The organism is Bradyrhizobium quebecense (assembly GCF_013373795.3).
Taxonomy (GTDB): Bacteria; Pseudomonadota; Alphaproteobacteria; order Rhizobiales; family Xanthobacteraceae; genus Bradyrhizobium; species Bradyrhizobium quebecense.
The window spans coordinates 3,702,126-3,717,094 of the sequence record NZ_CP088022.1 but is presented as its reverse complement, the minus strand read 5'-3'; the positions used below and the strand labels follow the sequence as shown (position 1 = coordinate 3,717,094).

Below are 14,969 nucleotides of genomic sequence, written 5' to 3'. Positions count from 1 at the left end.
GATGTTTTCACGTCGAGGATTTTTGGGGAGCGCGGCGCTGGTCACGGCAAGCGCGGTCAGCGGCCGCGTCCAGGCTGCCGCGATTCCGGAGGCGCCGACCATGGACAGAGCGGTGATGCAGCCGCCGCTGCATCCGACAAGCGGGCCCGACTACCGGCCCGTCGTCACGCTCAACGGTTGGTCGCTGCCGTGGCGGATGAACGGCGACTGGAAGGAATTCCATCTCGTCGCCGAGCCGGTGGTGCGCGAATTCGCCGACGGCATGAAGGCGAACTTGTGGGGCTATAACGGCCAGGCGCCGGGCCCGACGATCGAGGCGGTTGAAGGCGACAAGGTCCGCATCTTCGTCACCAACAAGCTGCCGGAGCACACCACGGTGCACTGGCACGGCATGATCGTGCCATCAGGCATGGACGGCGTCGGCGGCCTCAACCAGCCGCACATCAAGCCGGGCAAGACCTTCGTCTACGAGTTCGAGCTGAAGCACAGCGGGACCTTCATGTACCACCCGCATTCCGACGAGATGGTGCAGATGGCGATGGGCATGATGGGCATGTTCATCGTGCACCCGCGCGATCCGGCATTTCGTCCGGTCGACCGCGACTTCGTCTTCATCATGAGCAGCTACCTGATCGATCCCGGCACCTATCTGCCGAAGGTCAACGAGATGAGCGATTTCAACATGTGGACCTGGAACAGCCGCGTCTATCCCGGCATCGATCCGATGCCGATCCGGCTCGGCGACAGGATCCGCGTGCGGATCGGCAATCTGACCATGACCAATCATCCGATCCATGTGCACGGGCACAATTTCGCGGTGACCTGCACCGACGGCGGCTGGGTGCCGCAGAGCGCGCAATATCCGGAGACCACGACCGACGTGCCGGTCGGCGCCGTCAGGGCGTTCGACATGCTCGCCGACAATCCGGGCGACTGGGCGTTTCACTGCCACAAGTCGCACCACACCATGAACGCGATGGGCCACGACGTGCGCAACTTCATCGGCGTGTCGCGCAAGGATCTGGCCAAGGCGGTCGGCAAGCTCGCGCCCGACGCCATGGTGATGGGATCGACCGGCATGGCGATGGGCAACATGGAGATGCCGGCGCCCGACAACACGCTGCCGATGATGACCGGAACGGGACCGTTCGGGCCGATCGAGATGGGCGGCATGTTCACCGTGATGAAGATCCGCGAGGGGCTCGGCCGCGACGATTACGCCGATCCCGGTCCCTACAATTATCCGCCGGGCACCGTTGCCTATCAGGTCGACGCGCCCGCCGCCGAACCCGCGCGGCAGCCGCCGGCGGCTCCCGAGCGAAAAGCCAAGCCATCGATGAAGGGAATGAAGATGTAGCGGATCGACGTGCCGTCCAACGAAAAGCAAGCAACAAACTCAGAATGGAGAATCCAATGAATCACCGCACCACGATCGGCATTGCCCTCGTTGCGCTGTCGATCACCGCGGCGCCGTCGCGCGGTCACGAAAAACACGGTCACCAATCCTACTCGGCCGGCGAGCCCGGCGATCCGAGCAAGCCGTCGCGCACGGTCGAGGTCGAGATGAAGGAGATGGAGTTCACGCCATTCCGCATCGAGGTCAAGCGCGGCGAGCAGATCCGTTTCGTGATCAAGAATGCCGGCACCGAGGATCACGAATTCCTGCTCGCGACCACCGAGGAGAATTTGAAGCATGCCGAAGTCATGAAGAAGCATCCGCATATGGAGCATGACGATCCGAACGGCGTCCGCCTCGCGCCCAAGAAGACCGCGGAGATCGTCTGGAAGTTCACCAAGGCCGGAACATTCGAATATTCCTGCCTGATCCCCGATCACCGCGATTACGGGATGACCGGTCGCGTCATCGTGCAATGAAACCAGCAACGAGAGAAAGGACGACAACGATGAACAGGATGATCCGGATTGCAGCCGCAGCTGCGCTGGCGCTGACATTGGGCGGCGCTTTCGCGCAGGCCGCAGCCATCAACGGCGAGGTCAAGAAGATCGACGAGGGCGCAGGCAAGATCACGCTCAAGCACGGCCCGGCCAGGAGCCTCGGCATGGACGAGCCGATGACGATGGTCTACCGGGTCAAGGATCCCGCGCTGCTCAAACAGGTCAAGGTCGGCGACAAGGTCAAGTTCGAAGCCCAGGAGGGCGATGGCGGCTACACCGTCACCGCGATCCAGAAGGCGAAGTGAGGCGACGCCCGTATCGTCGCCCCGCGCACGATGGGCTGTCGGTTGAAACACCGCCGGCAGCCCCAGCAAGCGCGGGGCATGATCGTCAAAGCAGAGCTGCTCCACGTGGATCGGCTTGAATGCGTTGCACGGGTGGACTTATCCTGCGGTCTGGAAGGACAAGCCATGAGCGATTGCTGCGAGCAGAAGACGCCCGAATGCTGTGCGCCACCGCCGCCGACGTTGCCGAAGAAGGCTGGCGCGCCGGCGTTGGATCGCAACCTCACGGCTGATGCGTGCGGCTGCTCGGGCGGCGTTCCGGTGTTTGACGGCCTCGATCCGCGCTACAAGCGCGTGCTCTGGACCGTCATTGCCATCAATGGCGCGATGTTCCTGACCGAGATGATCGCGGGTCAGCTTGCCGGATCGCAGGCGCTCAAGGCGGATGCGCTCGACTTCCTTGCCGATACCGTCACCTATGGGCTGAGCCTTGCGGTGATCGGCGCCGGCCTGCGGATGCGTGCGTCGGCGGCGCTGCTGAAGGGCGCTTCGCTGAGCCTGATGGCGCTCTGGGTCGTCGGCTCGACGGTCTACCAGACCCTCGTTCTCGGTGTGCCGAAGGCCGAGGTGATGGGCGCGATAGGGACGTTGGCGCTTGCGGCGAATCTGTCGTCCGTTCTGCTTCTGCTGCCCTACAAGGACGGTGACGCCAATGTCCGCTCGGTCTGGCTCTGCTCGCGCAACGACGCGATCGGAAACCTCATCGTGATGGTGGCCGCGCTCGGCGTCTGGGGAACCGCCACCGCCTGGCCCGACCTCGCGGTCGCCGCGGTGATGGCGATGATATTCCTCACCTCGTCGGTGCAAATCCTGCGGCAGGCGTGGGCCGAGTATCGCGAGGCGGCGCTGCGCAGCCCGACGGCGGCGCATGGCTGATTGAGCCGCACCTGACCGTGTGCTGCTGCTGGAGGCGTGCGCGGGAATTCGCCTTGCATTTACCTTAAATGATGGCGCCGGGGGAACGTCCGTGGCAGCGGCGCGTTGCTGTGCATCATTTGTGCGCAGAAGGCCCCCTCCATGACAGTCAACGTGGCAATACTGATGGCGGCATTGGTGCTGTCGGGAACCGTGTTGGCGCAGAGCTCCGGTCCGTCGGCCGGCTCAGCGGGAGCCGGGCAGGCCGCCAACGTCACCACCACCGGCCAGGCGCTGAACACCAGCAAGAAGACCGGCGACAGCGGCCCGCCGATCGCGACGGCCGCGCACCCGGCGAAGCCAGCTGACGGCAGCACGGTCGGCGCGAGCCGTCCGCAAAAGCCCGACCGGCGCCTCGAGCACTACCCGTAGGCTGCGGAGCCCAAGCAAGGCAATCACCTCCAGGATGCGTTACCCATCCTATCGCAGCGATATCGATCAGCAAAAAGCCGGCGCGGTCATTGTGACTACACCGGCTTGATGTTTGAACGGTTCGCTTGCTCAGTAAACCAGGCCGGTGCCCGGGGGCTTCTCCAGCGCGGCGGCGAGCGAGCGATATTCGTCGCTGCTGGTGCCGGCGAGCTGGGCGATGCGGTTCAGGTGGTATTGCGCCTGATCGCGGTTGCCCTGTTCGACCTGCCAGAGGCCGTAATACTGCCAGGTGCGCACATGGGCCGGGTCGGCCTTGAGCGCGCGCTCGTACCAGATCTGCGAGACCTTGTAGTCGCCGAGTTTCCGATAGGAATAGCCGATCAGGTTGGCGACGTCGGCACGGTCATCTTGGCCGAGCGCCTTCAGCTGCTCGATCGCGGCGCTATAGTCGTGCTTGTCGTAGATCGTGGCATAGGCGGCGTGATAGCCGGCCAGGAACTTCTGATCGTCGATCGCGGAGCTCTTGTCCTTCTTCGCCTTCTTGCCCTTGCTGCTGCTGTCGGAAGCCGGCGGGGAGGGATTGTCGCCGCCTGCGGCGTAGGCCGAGATGACCGGCCCGGCGGCGAGGGTCATCGAGAGCACTGCGAGGCCCAAAAACTTCCAAAGAAACTTCGGCGACTTGCTCATTCCTGGTTGCTCCTGATCGTTCCTGATCGTGCTCGGTAATCCTACACCCAAGCCTGCTGACTTGAACACCCGAGGGTGCAGAACATTCCCGCCCGGGTCCACGATTGCGTGATCCCCGCCGGCAGGGGGCGGCCAACATGACCAAGATGTCATTCACATGAATGAATACCGTCAGCGCCCTTCAGAACGGGTTCAGTGCGCGGCCCATAAGGTCACGTGCATTGATCGGTGAGGCCGACCATCCGGCCGGAGACCTCTCGATCCCGCAGAGGAGACCACCATGCTGAAGACGATTTCCGCCGCGCTGCTCGCCATGTCCGTGATCGCAGCGCCCGCGCTCGCCGCTGAGGCCGGCAAGACTGCTGCGCCCGCGCCGGTGACCACGACCGCCCCGGCGACCAAGGCCGCCCCCGTCATCAAGAGCGAGCAGCTGCCGTCGAAGGTGCGCAACGCCAACGCCAAGATGCACCACAAGCACTATCGCCATCACCGCCACCACAAGCACATGGGCATGCTGAAGGTGAAGGCGCCGAAGCATGCGACCAAGCACGTCCATGCGAAGGTCGCCACCAAGCACGTCGCGCCGGCCAAGCGCGGCTGATCAAGCGCGGCTGAGCCTGATCCGAAGGGCGTCGTTCGATCCACATTGCCCCGCTGCGCCCTTGGGATGCAGAACCGGCCCGTCCGTCCATTGCTTCCCCAATGGCGGCGGGCCGGAGTGCGTCGGGGCTTCCGTTGCGAGGCTGGGCGCCAGCTCGGCGGGAACAACCGAGTTGCGAATTCCCCGGCTGGCGGTTTATGAGACGCGTCCGGGGACTCATGAAACAGCGTCGTTTGCGGACCTCATCAAAACTGGCGGCGATCCTGCTGCTCTCGATGCCACTTGCCGGCTGCCTCACCAGCGACGACGGCGGCAGCTCGACCACCTTCACCGACGATCGCGGCGTCGCCAACCAGCCGTTTCCGGACAGGTACCGCGACCAGATCCTGGCCTTCATGCGGACCTACCTGAACAATCCGGTCGGGGTCCGCGAAGCCGGCATTGCCGAGCCGGTGCAGCGCACGGTCGGCGGCCGGCTGCGCTACGTGGTCTGCCTGCGCTACAGCGCAAAGGATACCGACGGCAATTACCGCCCGGCGCGGGAGCGCGGCGTCCTGTTCGTCGACGGCCGGCTCGACCGCATCCTCGACAACGCCGCCGAGCCCTGCGCCGGCGCGTCCTACGCGGCATTTCCGGATCTGGAAAAGATGGCGCGCTAGGCATGATCCGGAAAAGTGCGAAACGGTTTTCCGACAAGATCATGCCCAGACAAGGAGACAAGGCGCGATCTGACGCGCTTTGGGACGCGGCGGCTTGTCGCAGCAGCAAGCCTGAGCAGTTCGTTAGCGAACTCCGATCACTTTTCGGCGAGCGCTGAACTTCACCTTAGCCGTTTGCGACTTACATACAGCCGAAATACGGCTGCTTAACCGGTGAAAAAACCTTCTCTGCCAAGGAACAAACGGGCGTTGTTGCGACCCTGTTACAGCTCGGAAACATCACAGGTCAGGCATTGCCCCAAAGCAACCTAATTGGCGTCACGTTGTTTGGCTTAACAGCGCAGCGTTCGTAACGGGGATCAGAGATGAAGAAGTTTTTGCTCGGCACAGTCGCGCTGGCCGCCCTTGCGGGCCCGGCATTTGCGGCTGACATGCCAGCCCGCACCTATACCAAGGCACCGCCGCCCTATACCGCCCCGGCGCTCGTCTACAACTGGACCGGCTTCTATATCGGCGGCCATGTCGGCGGCGCGTTCACCGACGGCACCAATCTGATGGGCAGCGACGCGCGGTTCATGGGTGGCGTGCAGGGCGGCTTCGACTATCAGTTCGCGCCGAACTGGGTGATGGGTATCGAGGCGCAGTACTCCTGGCTGCCGAGTTCCTCGAACAATGGCCTGACGTTCCCTGCCGGAACGGTCGTGACCGGCAATACCGACCAACTCGGTTCGGTGACCGGCCGCCTCGGCTACACTTGGGGTCCGGCGCTACTCTACGCCAAGGGCGGCTACGCCTGGCGCGACAACAACATCACGGCGTCGGTCGGCGGCGTGCCGGCGGCCTTCACCACCGATGGCGGTCACAAGGACGGTTACACGGTCGGCGCGGGCCTCGAATACATGTTCGCCCCGAACTGGTCGGCGAAGGCCGAGTACCAGTACTACAATTTCGGCAAGACCACTTTCACCAGCGGTCCGGCCGACATTGTCGGTGCGAGCTTCCGGAACGACGAACATACCGTCAAGCTCGGGGTCAACTACCGCTTCGGCTGGGGCGGTCCGGTGGGCTCCCGCTACTGATCGCGTCGTCGTATCATCGACATCGAAAGGCCGGCCTTCGGGGCGGCCTTTTTTGTTGGCCTGCCGCGTGCCCGCGCTCCCACATTCACCCGATGTTCAGGCCTGATCGTGCAATGCAAAAAAATAATTCCTGCATTGCACGGAACTTTCATCGTGATGCGCTATTGTGGGATCGCCGGGCTGGTGGACAAACAAACATGCGTAGCTTTGCGTTAGGGCTGATCATCTCTGCGGTCTCTGTGCCGTGCTTTGCCCAGACCATCCTCAAATCCGAACCCTTGGCACTCGCGCCTTACGAGGTCGTGTTCGTGCAGGACGCCTCCTGCACGGCCGGCAAGGTGCTCAAGGTGACCGGGTCGATCCGCGGTCTGCATCGGCGGAAAATCTGCGTCTCGCTCGCCGCCGAACAGGCGTCGCTGGCGACGGCGACGCCGTAACGGCAGCACGACGGCCGCATCGGCATCCGGTCCGCCTATGCGCACCGGACGACCCACTGTACCTCAGTTCAACCGCGGCTCCAGACGCGCTTCGCGTTCGGCATCGGCCTTGTTCTTGGCCGGGTCCTCGTTCGGCTCGGGCTGGCACGGCCGGATTTCGTAGTCATTGTCCAGCACCGGGCGCGGCGAGGACTTCTCCTCCTCGGAGACGGTATCCACCACCAGGCCCGATTGCCGGGCAAGCTTCCAGACATCGGCCTCGGTCGGGTAGGCCTTGCTCAGCTTGGCGTCTTGATAGAATAGCGCGTACGGCATTCGTCGTTTCCCCAAACAACCGACAACGCCAAGGCCCGTCCCGGGTTTCACACGAGATCGCCGTTCCGATCACGGAACCGTGAGCCGGATTCAGGCAAGCATCTGAAAATATGAGTCATTTCGGACTTTTTGCGGGAGGAGCCTGAGTCCTTAATGAGCGGTAAACCCCGGAAAAAAGAATCCCCGGGACTCCTCGGGTAGAATCGCCGGATGCTCCGAGCCATGAGAGCGATCCACCAGCCCCCCTACGAACGCGTGCAGCTCGCGCTTGCGGTTGTGCTGCTCGCAGCCTGTGCCGCCAACGTGGCACTGGTCTGGTCGCGGCTCTAGGGAAACTTGGCTCCAGCCAAAACCTGTATGTAGCGGACCACGCGAAAACGCCGTGGCCGCGCGACCCCGGCACCGATTGACGGGCCGGCCATTCCTTCCATCATTGCCGGCAGAACAAGTGCCCGCCGCGGCCTGCGCGGACGGGCCGCGATCGGGGTGGAGCTGTCATGATCGAGATGCTGAAGGAACGGGTCAATTGCGACGCCGGCCTGGTGCGGCGCGGCCGTTACCTCACCACGACATTCCTGCTCGAGATCGGCAAGGCCGCCTGGCTGATCGCCATCCATGAGGGCCGCGTCGTCGCGGTGACGAAGGGCCCGTTCGTGATGCCGTCGTCGTCGTTTGCACTGCGCACCTCGGACGAGGAATGGGACAGGTTCTGCGAAAAGCGGCCGCCGCCGGGCTCCAACGACCTGATGGCGCTGCTCAAGCGCCGCGTGCTGAGGGCCGAGGGCGAGCTGCAGATCTTCATGGCGAACCTGCGTTACTTCAAGGAGGCGCTCGGCAAGCTGCGCCGCGAGGGAGCGGCCGCATGAGCGCCAAATTCGAACCGATCATCGGCCGCTACACGCATCTCGAGCTGTCAGGCCGGGCGCACCGCGTCTATGTCGAGGAGGCGGGCGAGGGCACGCCGCTGCTCTGCCTGCACACCGCGGGCGCCGACGGGCGGCAATATCGCGGCCTGATGAACGATGTCAGCGTCACGCGCAACCATCGTGTCATCGCGTTCGACATGCCCTGGCACGGCAAGTCGTCGCCGCCCCAAGGCTGGCACGACGAGGAATACCAGCTCACCTCGGCGCAATACATGGCGATGATCCTGGCCGTGATGGAGGCGCTCGATCTCGACCGGCCGATCGTGATCGGCTGCTCGATCGGCGGCCGGATCGCGCTGCATCTCGCGCTCGAGCATCCCGAACGCTTCCGCGCGATCATAGGTCTGCAGGCTGGCGCGCATGTCGATCCCTATTACGACCTGAATTTCCTGCATCGGCCGGACGTGCATGGCGGCGAGGTCGCGGCCGCCATCGTCTCGGGTCTGGTCGGGCCGGACGCGCCCGACAAAGACCGGTGGGAGACGCTGTGGCACTACATGCAGGGCGGGCCCGGCGTGTTCAAGGGCGACCTCTATTTCTACAAGATCGACGGCGATATCCGCGCCCGCGTCGCCGAGATCGACACCAAACGCTGCCCGCTGTTCCTGCTGTCGGGCGAGTACGACTATTCCTGCACGCCGGAGGAGACGCTGGCGGTGGCGAACAGCATTGCCGGCAGTGAGGCCACCATTATGAAGGGCCTCGGGCATTTCCCGATGAGCGAGAACCCGGGCGAGTTCTTGAAGCATCTGCTGCCGGTGCTGGAGAAGATCGGCGGCGGCTAGAGCGTTTTCAAGCGAAGTGGATACCGGTTCGCGCTCAGAAAACGCGTCAGAACAAGAGTCGCCACTCTCGACCTCGTATGGCGCGGTGTGACAGACTGCGTCATCGCACGAAGAGGTTACGCGGGAGGTCTCCATGCTTCCGAAGGCTGAAGCGGCATATTTCGCGATTGCCGATATTTCCGGCTATACCAACTTCCTCGCGGCGGTCGAGCTCGACCACGCGCAGGACATCATCGCCGATTTCATGGACGTGGTGGTGAAAGGGCTGCGCCCGCCATTTCGCCTCGCCAAGTTCGAGGGCGACGCCGCCTTCGTCTACTCGACCGGGACAATCGACGGCTCGCTGCTGCAGGACGCGATCGAGGGCGCCTATTTCAAATTCCGCCGGCGCCTGCGCGACGTCCGCCAGGCCTCGACCTGCGAGTGCAAGGCCTGCGTCGCGATGGGCGATCTCGATTTCAAATTCGTCGTCCATCACGGCGAGATGGTGAAGCAGAAGATGGGCGGCAGGGAAGAGCTCGCCGGGCGCGACGTCATTCTGGTCCACCGGCTGCTCAAGAACACGGTTGGCGAGAAGGTTGGCGGGCGTGCCTACGCGCTCTACAGCGACGCAGCGATCCGCGCCATGGGCGTCGACCCGGTGGCACAAGGTCTGATCCCGCATCAGGAAACCATCGACATCATCGGCGATGTGACGCTGTGGGCGCGCGATCTCGAGGCGGCGTGGCAGCAGGACGACGCGCAAACGCGGCTGGAGGTGACGCGCGAAGACGCCTACGCGATACTGGAGTTCGACATCGCCGCGCCGCGGCAGACGGTGTGGGAGTTCATCACCGTGCCCGGGCAATGGCAGAAATGGTGGGACGCCGACGACATCGTCGAGGAGTCAGGCAAGGGGCGACGCGGTATCGGCACCAAAAACCATTGCGCGCACGGCAACCATACCAACGTCGAGGAAACGCTCGACTGGCGTCCGGTCGATTACTTCACGGTCGGGATCACGCTGCCGGTGCCCGGAGCCCCGCGCATCATCATGACCCGGGCCGTTCTCGACGGCGCAAACGGAACGTCCCGTTTCGAGCTGCGGATCGCCAAGCCGAAGCCGAAGGACAGGGCGTTCCTCGATGGCGCCGCGGCCAAATTCGCCGAACGGATGACCCAGGCGGTGGCCGGCCTCCGATCAATGGTGGAAGGCAAGCAGCCTGCCGTTGACGCTGTGGAGGAGCCGACGCTGGCGCGATCGAGCGGACGCTTCCTGAGCGAGCCGGTGAAACCGGGCGCGCGCGGCTGAAGGTCAGCGAACGATTCGGAGATTAAAGGGGGCCGGTTACTTGCCGGAGCGCGGCAGCTCGCTGTTGTCGCGGATCGCAGCGCGGACCTTGGCCATGGTCGTGGTGCAGTATTCCTCGCGCTCCCTCAGGAAACGCTGCTGCTGCGCGCGGAAATTGGCAACACGGTCCCGCACCTCGGATCCGAAGTCGCCGCTGATGTCGAGCTTGGCAAATTGCGGCGGCTGCGCCGGCGGCGGCGGGACTTCGACGACGGTCACAGCTAAAGGCTGTGGAGCGGAGGGCAGGCCTTCGATCACGGTCGGCAGCGGAAGCGGTGGCGGCATGAGTGCAGCTTGCACCTCAGCCTCAGGCTTGACGCTGAGCGTGGCGATGGCCTCGACCAAGGCCTGTTCAGCGGCGGTCTGCAACGCGGCAGCGGGTGCAACTGGTGCGGCGGGTGGCGCGGCGGTCGGCTGGGCGGCGGGCGGCGTCACCGTCCGCGGGGCAGGCGTCGGCAGTTCGGCGTCGGGCAGCTTGCCCTTCACCGACTGTACGAAAGCCATTGTCTGCGCGATCAGGAGATCGCGTTCCTTCATCCACTTCATGGCGCACCTTGAGCGCGCGGATTGCATCAGAGCAACCCCGCGGAAGCAAGCACTCGCCATCATGATGGTTGACGAAGACGCCGGTTTTGCAGGCACGGTGACAAAATTGTGACGTGCGTGGGCGCGAGGGACGGTCAGCGCTGGCGGGGATTGGTGTTCGGGACGAACGGGGTACCGACGATCCGGACCGGCGTCTGGGCCAGTGCTTGGCTTGGGACCGGCGCCTGATTCGCGGCCGGCCGGGGCGCCGCGCTGGCCGGAGCGGGCGCCGGATCGAGCAGGGCGACGATGCCGGCAGCGGCCACGCTCAGCAGCGTGAAGCTGCCCAGAAGCATCAAATTTCGGTTGGTCTCGCGTACTCTCATGCGGGGAAAATCGCGTGAGGCGGCATAATGTTCCGAACAAATCCTCAGGCGTTTTCTCGCGGTTTGGCCTCGAGCTTGAGAAAGTGCGGCAGGAGGAGACCTGAAAGCTCAAGTCGCGAGTCCACCGGCCCGGTGTGCCGGCTGGAGCGGGCGCGTTCAGTCTAGTGAGCCATCGCCTCGACAGCTACCGGTTCGGTGCTGCGGGCCTCGATCAGGTCGGCGTAGCGGCCATACTCCTCGGCCATTTCGAGCAGCTTTTCACGCACCGTGGCGTCGGTGACCTGGCGGGCCAGCCGTCGCGCCTGATCGGACTGGAAGCGATAATGGGCTGTGTCGGACATCGTAGGCTCCTCACACATGTGTAAGGACCGTCCGGCAAAGGTTCATCAAGACGTCATTGAAGGGAAGACGTCATGAAGGGCAGGCGTTATTGAAGGGTGTTGGACCGATCGGTCGCCGTAGCCGCGACCGGGTGGCCGGCCTTGTCCTCGCGGACCTCGACCTCGAACCAACCCATCTCCTTCAGCTCGCGCGCCTTCTTCTCGGCAGCGTCTTCGCTGTCGCGCTTCAGCACGATTTGGCTGGTGCCATCCCGGGCAAGGATCAAATAGGTCATTGGCTGAGTCCCATCCCACATTCTGCATACCGCGTTTTGGGCTGCAAGGACAGAAACAAGGCAAGGGATGGGTGATGCTACGGGGATGATCCCACGATTCCTGCCAGGGAGCAGGGTGTCCGGCTGGTTCCCGACCGCTGTCGACATGACCAGCTACGCCGGATGATCGCCGATATCCGAGAGCTTGAGACCGGCGCAAGCTTGATAGGTCAGCTGTCCGCCGTTGGCGTCCAGCGGCAGGCTTACGAGTTGCGTTTCGCAAAGCGCACTGAGATGACGGACATCATTGCTTGCGTGCCTGCCGAGCAGGGCTCCTTCGATGAGTCACCGTTGCCTTGCGCGCAAGTCCTGTCGGCGGTGTGAGCGGAGCCCGGAAGACTACGGCTTCCGTTAAACGTTGTGGGTAATCCAAGTGAGGCTCTTTGATTGAGCCGCGAATACATGCTCGGGTTGGATCAAGGACAATGCGCGGCGCAAGCCGTGTAGATCCGGATGGAGGACTCGATGCCCAGGCACTTCGGTTTGAAGGCGACATCGCCGGCGGGACGGTCGACGTTCACGGGATCATCAAGAGATTTGCAGCAGCGGACCGCGTCGGCATCTGCGTCGAAGAATCGTGCTTCGGTCAGTTCGCCGGCATCAAAGCCCGCTTCGCCATGCTCGGAGCTGCCGTATTCTCCCACGAGCTGGCGGGGCTGCTGCGGTCGACGGTCGATCTCGACCGATTGAAGCTGCGCGCGACGAGGCGTGGCTGACAGTCTTCATAGCTCGGACGGCTCGTGCTTTTTGTCGCGCTTCAGGTCCATGCGATCGATGCGTTCATCGATCAATCGATTCAGTCTCTCGTCCCGCAGCGTGTCCTTCCTGAACAGCCCGCCATGCAGGCGATAGGCGAGGAGGAGCAGGACCACAGCAACGCCGACGAGATAGTAGGACCAGTCCATAGTCAGAACCGCGCCTGGCAGTGTCCATTGTGAAACAGCGAGCCTCGGCAACTGTGCCAGGCAGCGCTAACGACGGCTCGCCAGCATCACCGCAAGGTCAGCTCAATTGGCGCCCGCCAGGATAAACAGATTATTGTAGACGGGCAGTGCAATGAAGGCGACCACATAAGCCACTTGGCGTTCGCTGTTGCCGTGCCACAGCAACCATATCACGAGGTAGGTTAGGCCCAGTTTGGCAATAAGCCACCATTCACCCAGCCACTCCTGGGTGAGCCACATGAACGGGTTCAGTTCGCCCATTCCCCGCTGCAAGATCTCGTTGGTGGTGATCAGATCCGAGTAGCCCATCAGCAAGGCGCAGACCAGCAGCATTGCCTTCAGGAACGACGTCCTCGCCCGCAACTGCTTTTCCGTCATCCGGTGCCTGCCCGAAATCCGCTTGTGGCTCCCTGTTGCGCAATTTTGCGGGATGTTTTCGGCTAGTGCAAGCCCCCACGACCCGGTTGTCCAACGCCACGCTCTCCAAACCAACCAGGTTGGGCATCCCGTACCGGGGCACGGCCAACCGACCCGTCCCGTTGATTTCGTGAAAAGATGGTGCCGGCTGAGGGGATTGAACCCCCGACCTTCAGTTTACAAAACTGCTGCTCTACCGCTGAGCTAAGCCGGCTACATGGGTATGATTTGCGCGCTCGCATAGCAGACTTGGCGGGGCAGGGCCAGAACCTGAAGGCCAGAACCCGGGAGGTCCGGATCGGCCGTTCGCCTCCACCGGCCAGGCGGCAAAGAGGCGGCCCGAAGGCCGCCTTTTGCGCGTCAGCGGTTCGCCCGAGCTACTGGCAGGGATGTCGCAGGCCGTCACTGCCGCGGAACCACGTGCCGGGGGTGCAGACAAAGCCATTCTGCCGGGCATATTCCTCGCCGCCGATCGGGGTGCGGGCATAGTCGGGGCCGCCGAACGGGGCGGTCGCGATCGCGGCTGCGGTGCCGACCGCGCCGCCAACCACACCGGCCGCGACGCCGGCGGGGCCGGGGTCATAGCGGTTGTAGCTGCCCTGCCAGTCGCGGTCCCGCCGATAGGTGTGGTGGCGATAGGCGGTGCGCGTGGTGCCGGGCGTCATCGTCTGGCATCGGGCATCGGGATCGTCATTCGAGCAGCGCGCGGCGGTACCGATGGTCTGCTGCGCCATCGCGGAGCCGGCCAGGGTCGCAGCGAGCAGGGCTGCTGCGCCAACGGTGGCGCAGCGAATCTTGAGCTGTGTCATGCAAGGTCTCCTCTCGTCGTGGTGACGAGCTAATCTCGCCGCGCCGTGCCTGTTCCGATCCGGCCTTGCCCTGCGTTCAAACCAGTGTGAAGTTCCGTAACTCTCGCGCATGATGCGTTCCGGATGATGCTGTCTTGACGAGAATTGCATGCACACTGGTGACATCGACTACGCCGCCGGCGACGCCAATTTGCGCGGCTATCTTGCGTTCAAGGACCGCGGCGTAAAGCGTCCCGGGGTGCTGGTATTCCACGAAGGGCTCGGGCTCGGCGATTTCGCGATGGAGCGGGCACGCAGGCTTGCCGAGCGTGGCTATGTGGCGTTCGCCGCCGACATGTTCGGCGAGCGGCGGCAGGCCGCCGATCTGCAGCAGGCAATGACGCTGATCGGTCATTTGCGCGCCAATCCCGCCACGCTTCGCGGGCGGGCCCGCGCCGCGCTCGCGACGCTCACGGCATTGCCCGAGGTCGACGCTACCCGTTGCGCGGCGATCGGCTTCTGCTTCGGCGGCACGGTCGTGCTCGAGCTTGCGCGCGACGGTGCTGACCTCAAGGCCGTCGTCAGCTTCCATGGCGTGCTCTCGACCACGCAGCCTGCGGCAGCGGGGGCGGTGAGGGCGAGCGTGCTGGTCTTGACCGGAGCCGACGATCCGCTGGCGCCTTCCGACCAGGTCGCGGCATTCGAGAACGAGATGCGCGCCGGCAAGGTTGCCGACTGGCAGGTGATCAGCTACGGCAACACGCTGCACGGTTTTGCCAACCCGGCCGCCGACGGTTCGATCATGAAGTCGGCGCTGTACGATGCGCGGGCTGACCGCCGCTCCTGGGCGGCGATGCAAGGCCTGTTTGACGAGGTGCCGGCCTGACAAGATCGGCGATGTGGTGTTT

The 14,969-nt window shown here is 64.0% G+C and carries 24 protein-coding genes and 1 tRNA gene; 15 read left to right on the top strand and 10 right to left on the bottom strand.

Annotation, left to right across the window (positions count from 1 at the left end):
• Position 1: 1 nt before the first annotated feature.
• From HU230_RS18070 to HU230_RS18050, 5 genes are all read left to right on the top strand, one after another.
• Positions 2-1,357, top strand: coding sequence for a multicopper oxidase family protein (locus HU230_RS18070; protein WP_176530492.1), 1,356 nt, complete (start codon positions 2-4; stop codon positions 1,355-1,357).
• Positions 1,358-1,413: 56 nt separating this feature from the next.
• Positions 1,414-1,875 (top strand): cupredoxin domain-containing protein, encoded by a 462-nt coding sequence (locus tag HU230_RS18065; RefSeq protein ID WP_224924479.1) that lies wholly within the window; start codon positions 1,414-1,416, stop codon positions 1,873-1,875.
• Positions 1,876-1,904: 29 nt separating this feature from the next.
• Positions 1,905-2,201 (top strand): copper-binding protein, encoded by a 297-nt coding sequence (locus HU230_RS18060; RefSeq protein WP_176530494.1) that lies wholly within the window; start codon positions 1,905-1,907, stop codon positions 2,199-2,201.
• A gap of 165 nt (positions 2,202-2,366) precedes the next feature.
• Entirely contained in the window at positions 2,367-3,116 is a 750-nt protein-coding gene (locus tag HU230_RS18055) for a cation efflux transmembrane domain-containing protein (protein ID WP_176530495.1), read from the top strand.
• Between the two features lie 141 nt (positions 3,117-3,257).
• Complete coding sequence (locus tag HU230_RS18050) at positions 3,258-3,527, top strand: hypothetical protein (RefSeq protein ID WP_176530496.1); 270 nt, start codon at positions 3,258-3,260, stop codon at positions 3,525-3,527.
• Between the two features lie 129 nt (positions 3,528-3,656).
• Here the strand turns inward: HU230_RS18050 and HU230_RS18045 are convergent, their stop codons facing one another.
• Positions 3,657-4,214 carry a tetratricopeptide repeat protein gene (locus tag HU230_RS18045; RefSeq protein ID WP_176530497.1) on the bottom strand — a complete coding sequence of 186 codons (558 nt, stop codon included), beginning with the start codon at positions 4,212-4,214 and terminating at the stop codon, positions 3,657-3,659.
• A gap of 280 nt (positions 4,215-4,494) precedes the next feature.
• Here HU230_RS18045 and HU230_RS18040 point away from each other — a divergent pair, with 280 nt between their 5' ends.
• The 4 genes from HU230_RS18040 (at position 4,495) to HU230_RS18025 (ending at position 6,990) form a co-directional block, all read left to right on the top strand.
• Positions 4,495-4,815: a His-rich protein BRANT gene (locus HU230_RS18040; protein ID WP_176530498.1), complete on the top strand. Its 321-nt coding sequence runs from the start codon at positions 4,495-4,497 to the stop codon at positions 4,813-4,815.
• Positions 4,816-5,033: 218 nt separating this feature from the next.
• Positions 5,034-5,474 (top strand): hypothetical protein, encoded by a 441-nt coding sequence (locus HU230_RS18035; protein ID WP_224943348.1) that lies wholly within the window; start codon positions 5,034-5,036, stop codon positions 5,472-5,474.
• Between the two features lie 365 nt (positions 5,475-5,839).
• On the top strand, positions 5,840-6,553 hold the full coding sequence (locus tag HU230_RS18030; RefSeq protein ID WP_176530499.1) for an outer membrane protein: 714 nt from the start codon (positions 5,840-5,842) through the stop codon (positions 6,551-6,553).
• Positions 6,554-6,750: 197 nt separating this feature from the next.
• Entirely contained in the window at positions 6,751-6,990 is a 240-nt protein-coding gene (locus HU230_RS18025) for a DUF6719 family protein (protein WP_050402822.1), read from the top strand.
• A 63-nt stretch (positions 6,991-7,053) separates the two neighbouring features.
• Here HU230_RS18025 and HU230_RS18020 read toward each other — a convergent pair whose 3' ends face one another.
• Positions 7,054-7,305 carry a hypothetical protein gene (locus tag HU230_RS18020; protein ID WP_176530500.1) on the bottom strand — a complete coding sequence of 84 codons (252 nt, stop codon included), beginning with the start codon at positions 7,303-7,305 and terminating at the stop codon, positions 7,054-7,056.
• Between the two features lie 497 nt (positions 7,306-7,802).
• On the opposite strand from HU230_RS18020, the gene HU230_RS18015 reads away from it, so the two are divergent.
• The 3 genes from HU230_RS18015 to HU230_RS18005 all read left to right on the top strand — a co-directional run bounded on the left by HU230_RS18015 (position 7,803) and on the right by HU230_RS18005 (position 10,307).
• On the top strand, positions 7,803-8,171 hold the full coding sequence (locus HU230_RS18015) for a hypothetical protein (protein WP_210284216.1): 369 nt from the start codon (positions 7,803-7,805) through the stop codon (positions 8,169-8,171).
• Complete coding sequence (locus HU230_RS18010) at positions 8,168-9,016, top strand: alpha/beta fold hydrolase (RefSeq protein ID WP_176530501.1); 849 nt, start codon at positions 8,168-8,170, stop codon at positions 9,014-9,016. The genes HU230_RS18015 and HU230_RS18010 overlap by 4 nt, the downstream gene beginning before the upstream one ends.
• A gap of 133 nt (positions 9,017-9,149) precedes the next feature.
• Positions 9,150-10,307 (top strand): DUF2652 domain-containing protein, encoded by a 1,158-nt coding sequence (locus tag HU230_RS18005; RefSeq protein WP_176530502.1) that lies wholly within the window; start codon positions 9,150-9,152, stop codon positions 10,305-10,307.
• A 36-nt stretch (positions 10,308-10,343) separates the two neighbouring features.
• Here the strand turns inward: HU230_RS18005 and HU230_RS18000 are convergent, their stop codons facing one another.
• The 4 genes from HU230_RS18000 to HU230_RS17985 all read right to left on the bottom strand — a co-directional run bounded on the left by HU230_RS18000 (position 10,344) and on the right by HU230_RS17985 (position 11,873).
• Positions 10,344-10,892: a hypothetical protein gene (locus tag HU230_RS18000; protein ID WP_176528435.1), complete on the bottom strand. Its 549-nt coding sequence runs from the start codon at positions 10,890-10,892 to the stop codon at positions 10,344-10,346.
• Positions 10,893-11,026: 134 nt separating this feature from the next.
• Entirely contained in the window at positions 11,027-11,257 is a 231-nt protein-coding gene (locus HU230_RS17995; RefSeq protein ID WP_176530503.1) for a hypothetical protein, read from the bottom strand.
• Between the two features lie 161 nt (positions 11,258-11,418).
• The gene (locus HU230_RS17990) at positions 11,419-11,598 is read right to left on the bottom strand and encodes a hypothetical protein (protein ID WP_176530504.1); all 180 of its coding nucleotides are present in this window, start codon (positions 11,596-11,598) and stop codon (positions 11,419-11,421) included.
• Positions 11,599-11,684: 86 nt separating this feature from the next.
• Positions 11,685-11,873 carry a hypothetical protein gene (locus tag HU230_RS17985; protein WP_176530505.1) on the bottom strand — a complete coding sequence of 63 codons (189 nt, stop codon included), beginning with the start codon at positions 11,871-11,873 and terminating at the stop codon, positions 11,685-11,687.
• A 162-nt stretch (positions 11,874-12,035) separates the two neighbouring features.
• Here HU230_RS17985 and HU230_RS17980 point away from each other — a divergent pair, with 162 nt between their 5' ends.
• Both HU230_RS17980 and HU230_RS17975 read left to right on the top strand, forming a co-directional pair.
• The gene (locus tag HU230_RS17980; protein WP_176530506.1) at positions 12,036-12,236 is read left to right on the top strand and encodes a hypothetical protein; all 201 of its coding nucleotides are present in this window, start codon (positions 12,036-12,038) and stop codon (positions 12,234-12,236) included.
• A 101-nt stretch (positions 12,237-12,337) separates the two neighbouring features.
• Entirely contained in the window at positions 12,338-12,628 is a 291-nt protein-coding gene (locus HU230_RS17975) for a hypothetical protein (RefSeq protein ID WP_176530507.1), read from the top strand.
• Between the two features lie 6 nt (positions 12,629-12,634).
• Here HU230_RS17975 and HU230_RS17970 read toward each other — a convergent pair whose 3' ends face one another.
• The 4 genes from HU230_RS17970 to HU230_RS17955 all read right to left on the bottom strand — a co-directional run bounded on the left by HU230_RS17970 (position 12,635) and on the right by HU230_RS17955 (position 14,082).
• Complete coding sequence (locus HU230_RS17970; RefSeq protein WP_176530508.1) at positions 12,635-12,817, bottom strand: hypothetical protein; 183 nt, start codon at positions 12,815-12,817, stop codon at positions 12,635-12,637.
• A 102-nt stretch (positions 12,818-12,919) separates the two neighbouring features.
• A complete protein-coding gene (locus tag HU230_RS17965) occupies positions 12,920-13,234 on the bottom strand; it encodes a DUF5658 family protein (RefSeq protein ID WP_224924475.1) in 315 nt (104 codons plus the stop codon).
• A 178-nt stretch (positions 13,235-13,412) separates the two neighbouring features.
• Positions 13,413-13,487 (bottom strand) — tRNA-Thr (locus tag HU230_RS17960).
• A gap of 163 nt (positions 13,488-13,650) precedes the next feature.
• On the bottom strand, positions 13,651-14,082 hold the full coding sequence (locus HU230_RS17955; RefSeq protein WP_176530509.1) for a hypothetical protein: 432 nt from the start codon (positions 14,080-14,082) through the stop codon (positions 13,651-13,653).
• A gap of 148 nt (positions 14,083-14,230) precedes the next feature.
• Here HU230_RS17955 and HU230_RS17950 point away from each other — a divergent pair, with 148 nt between their 5' ends.
• Entirely contained in the window at positions 14,231-14,947 is a 717-nt protein-coding gene (locus HU230_RS17950; RefSeq protein ID WP_176530510.1) for a dienelactone hydrolase family protein, read from the top strand.
• Positions 14,948-14,969 lie beyond the last annotated feature (22 nt).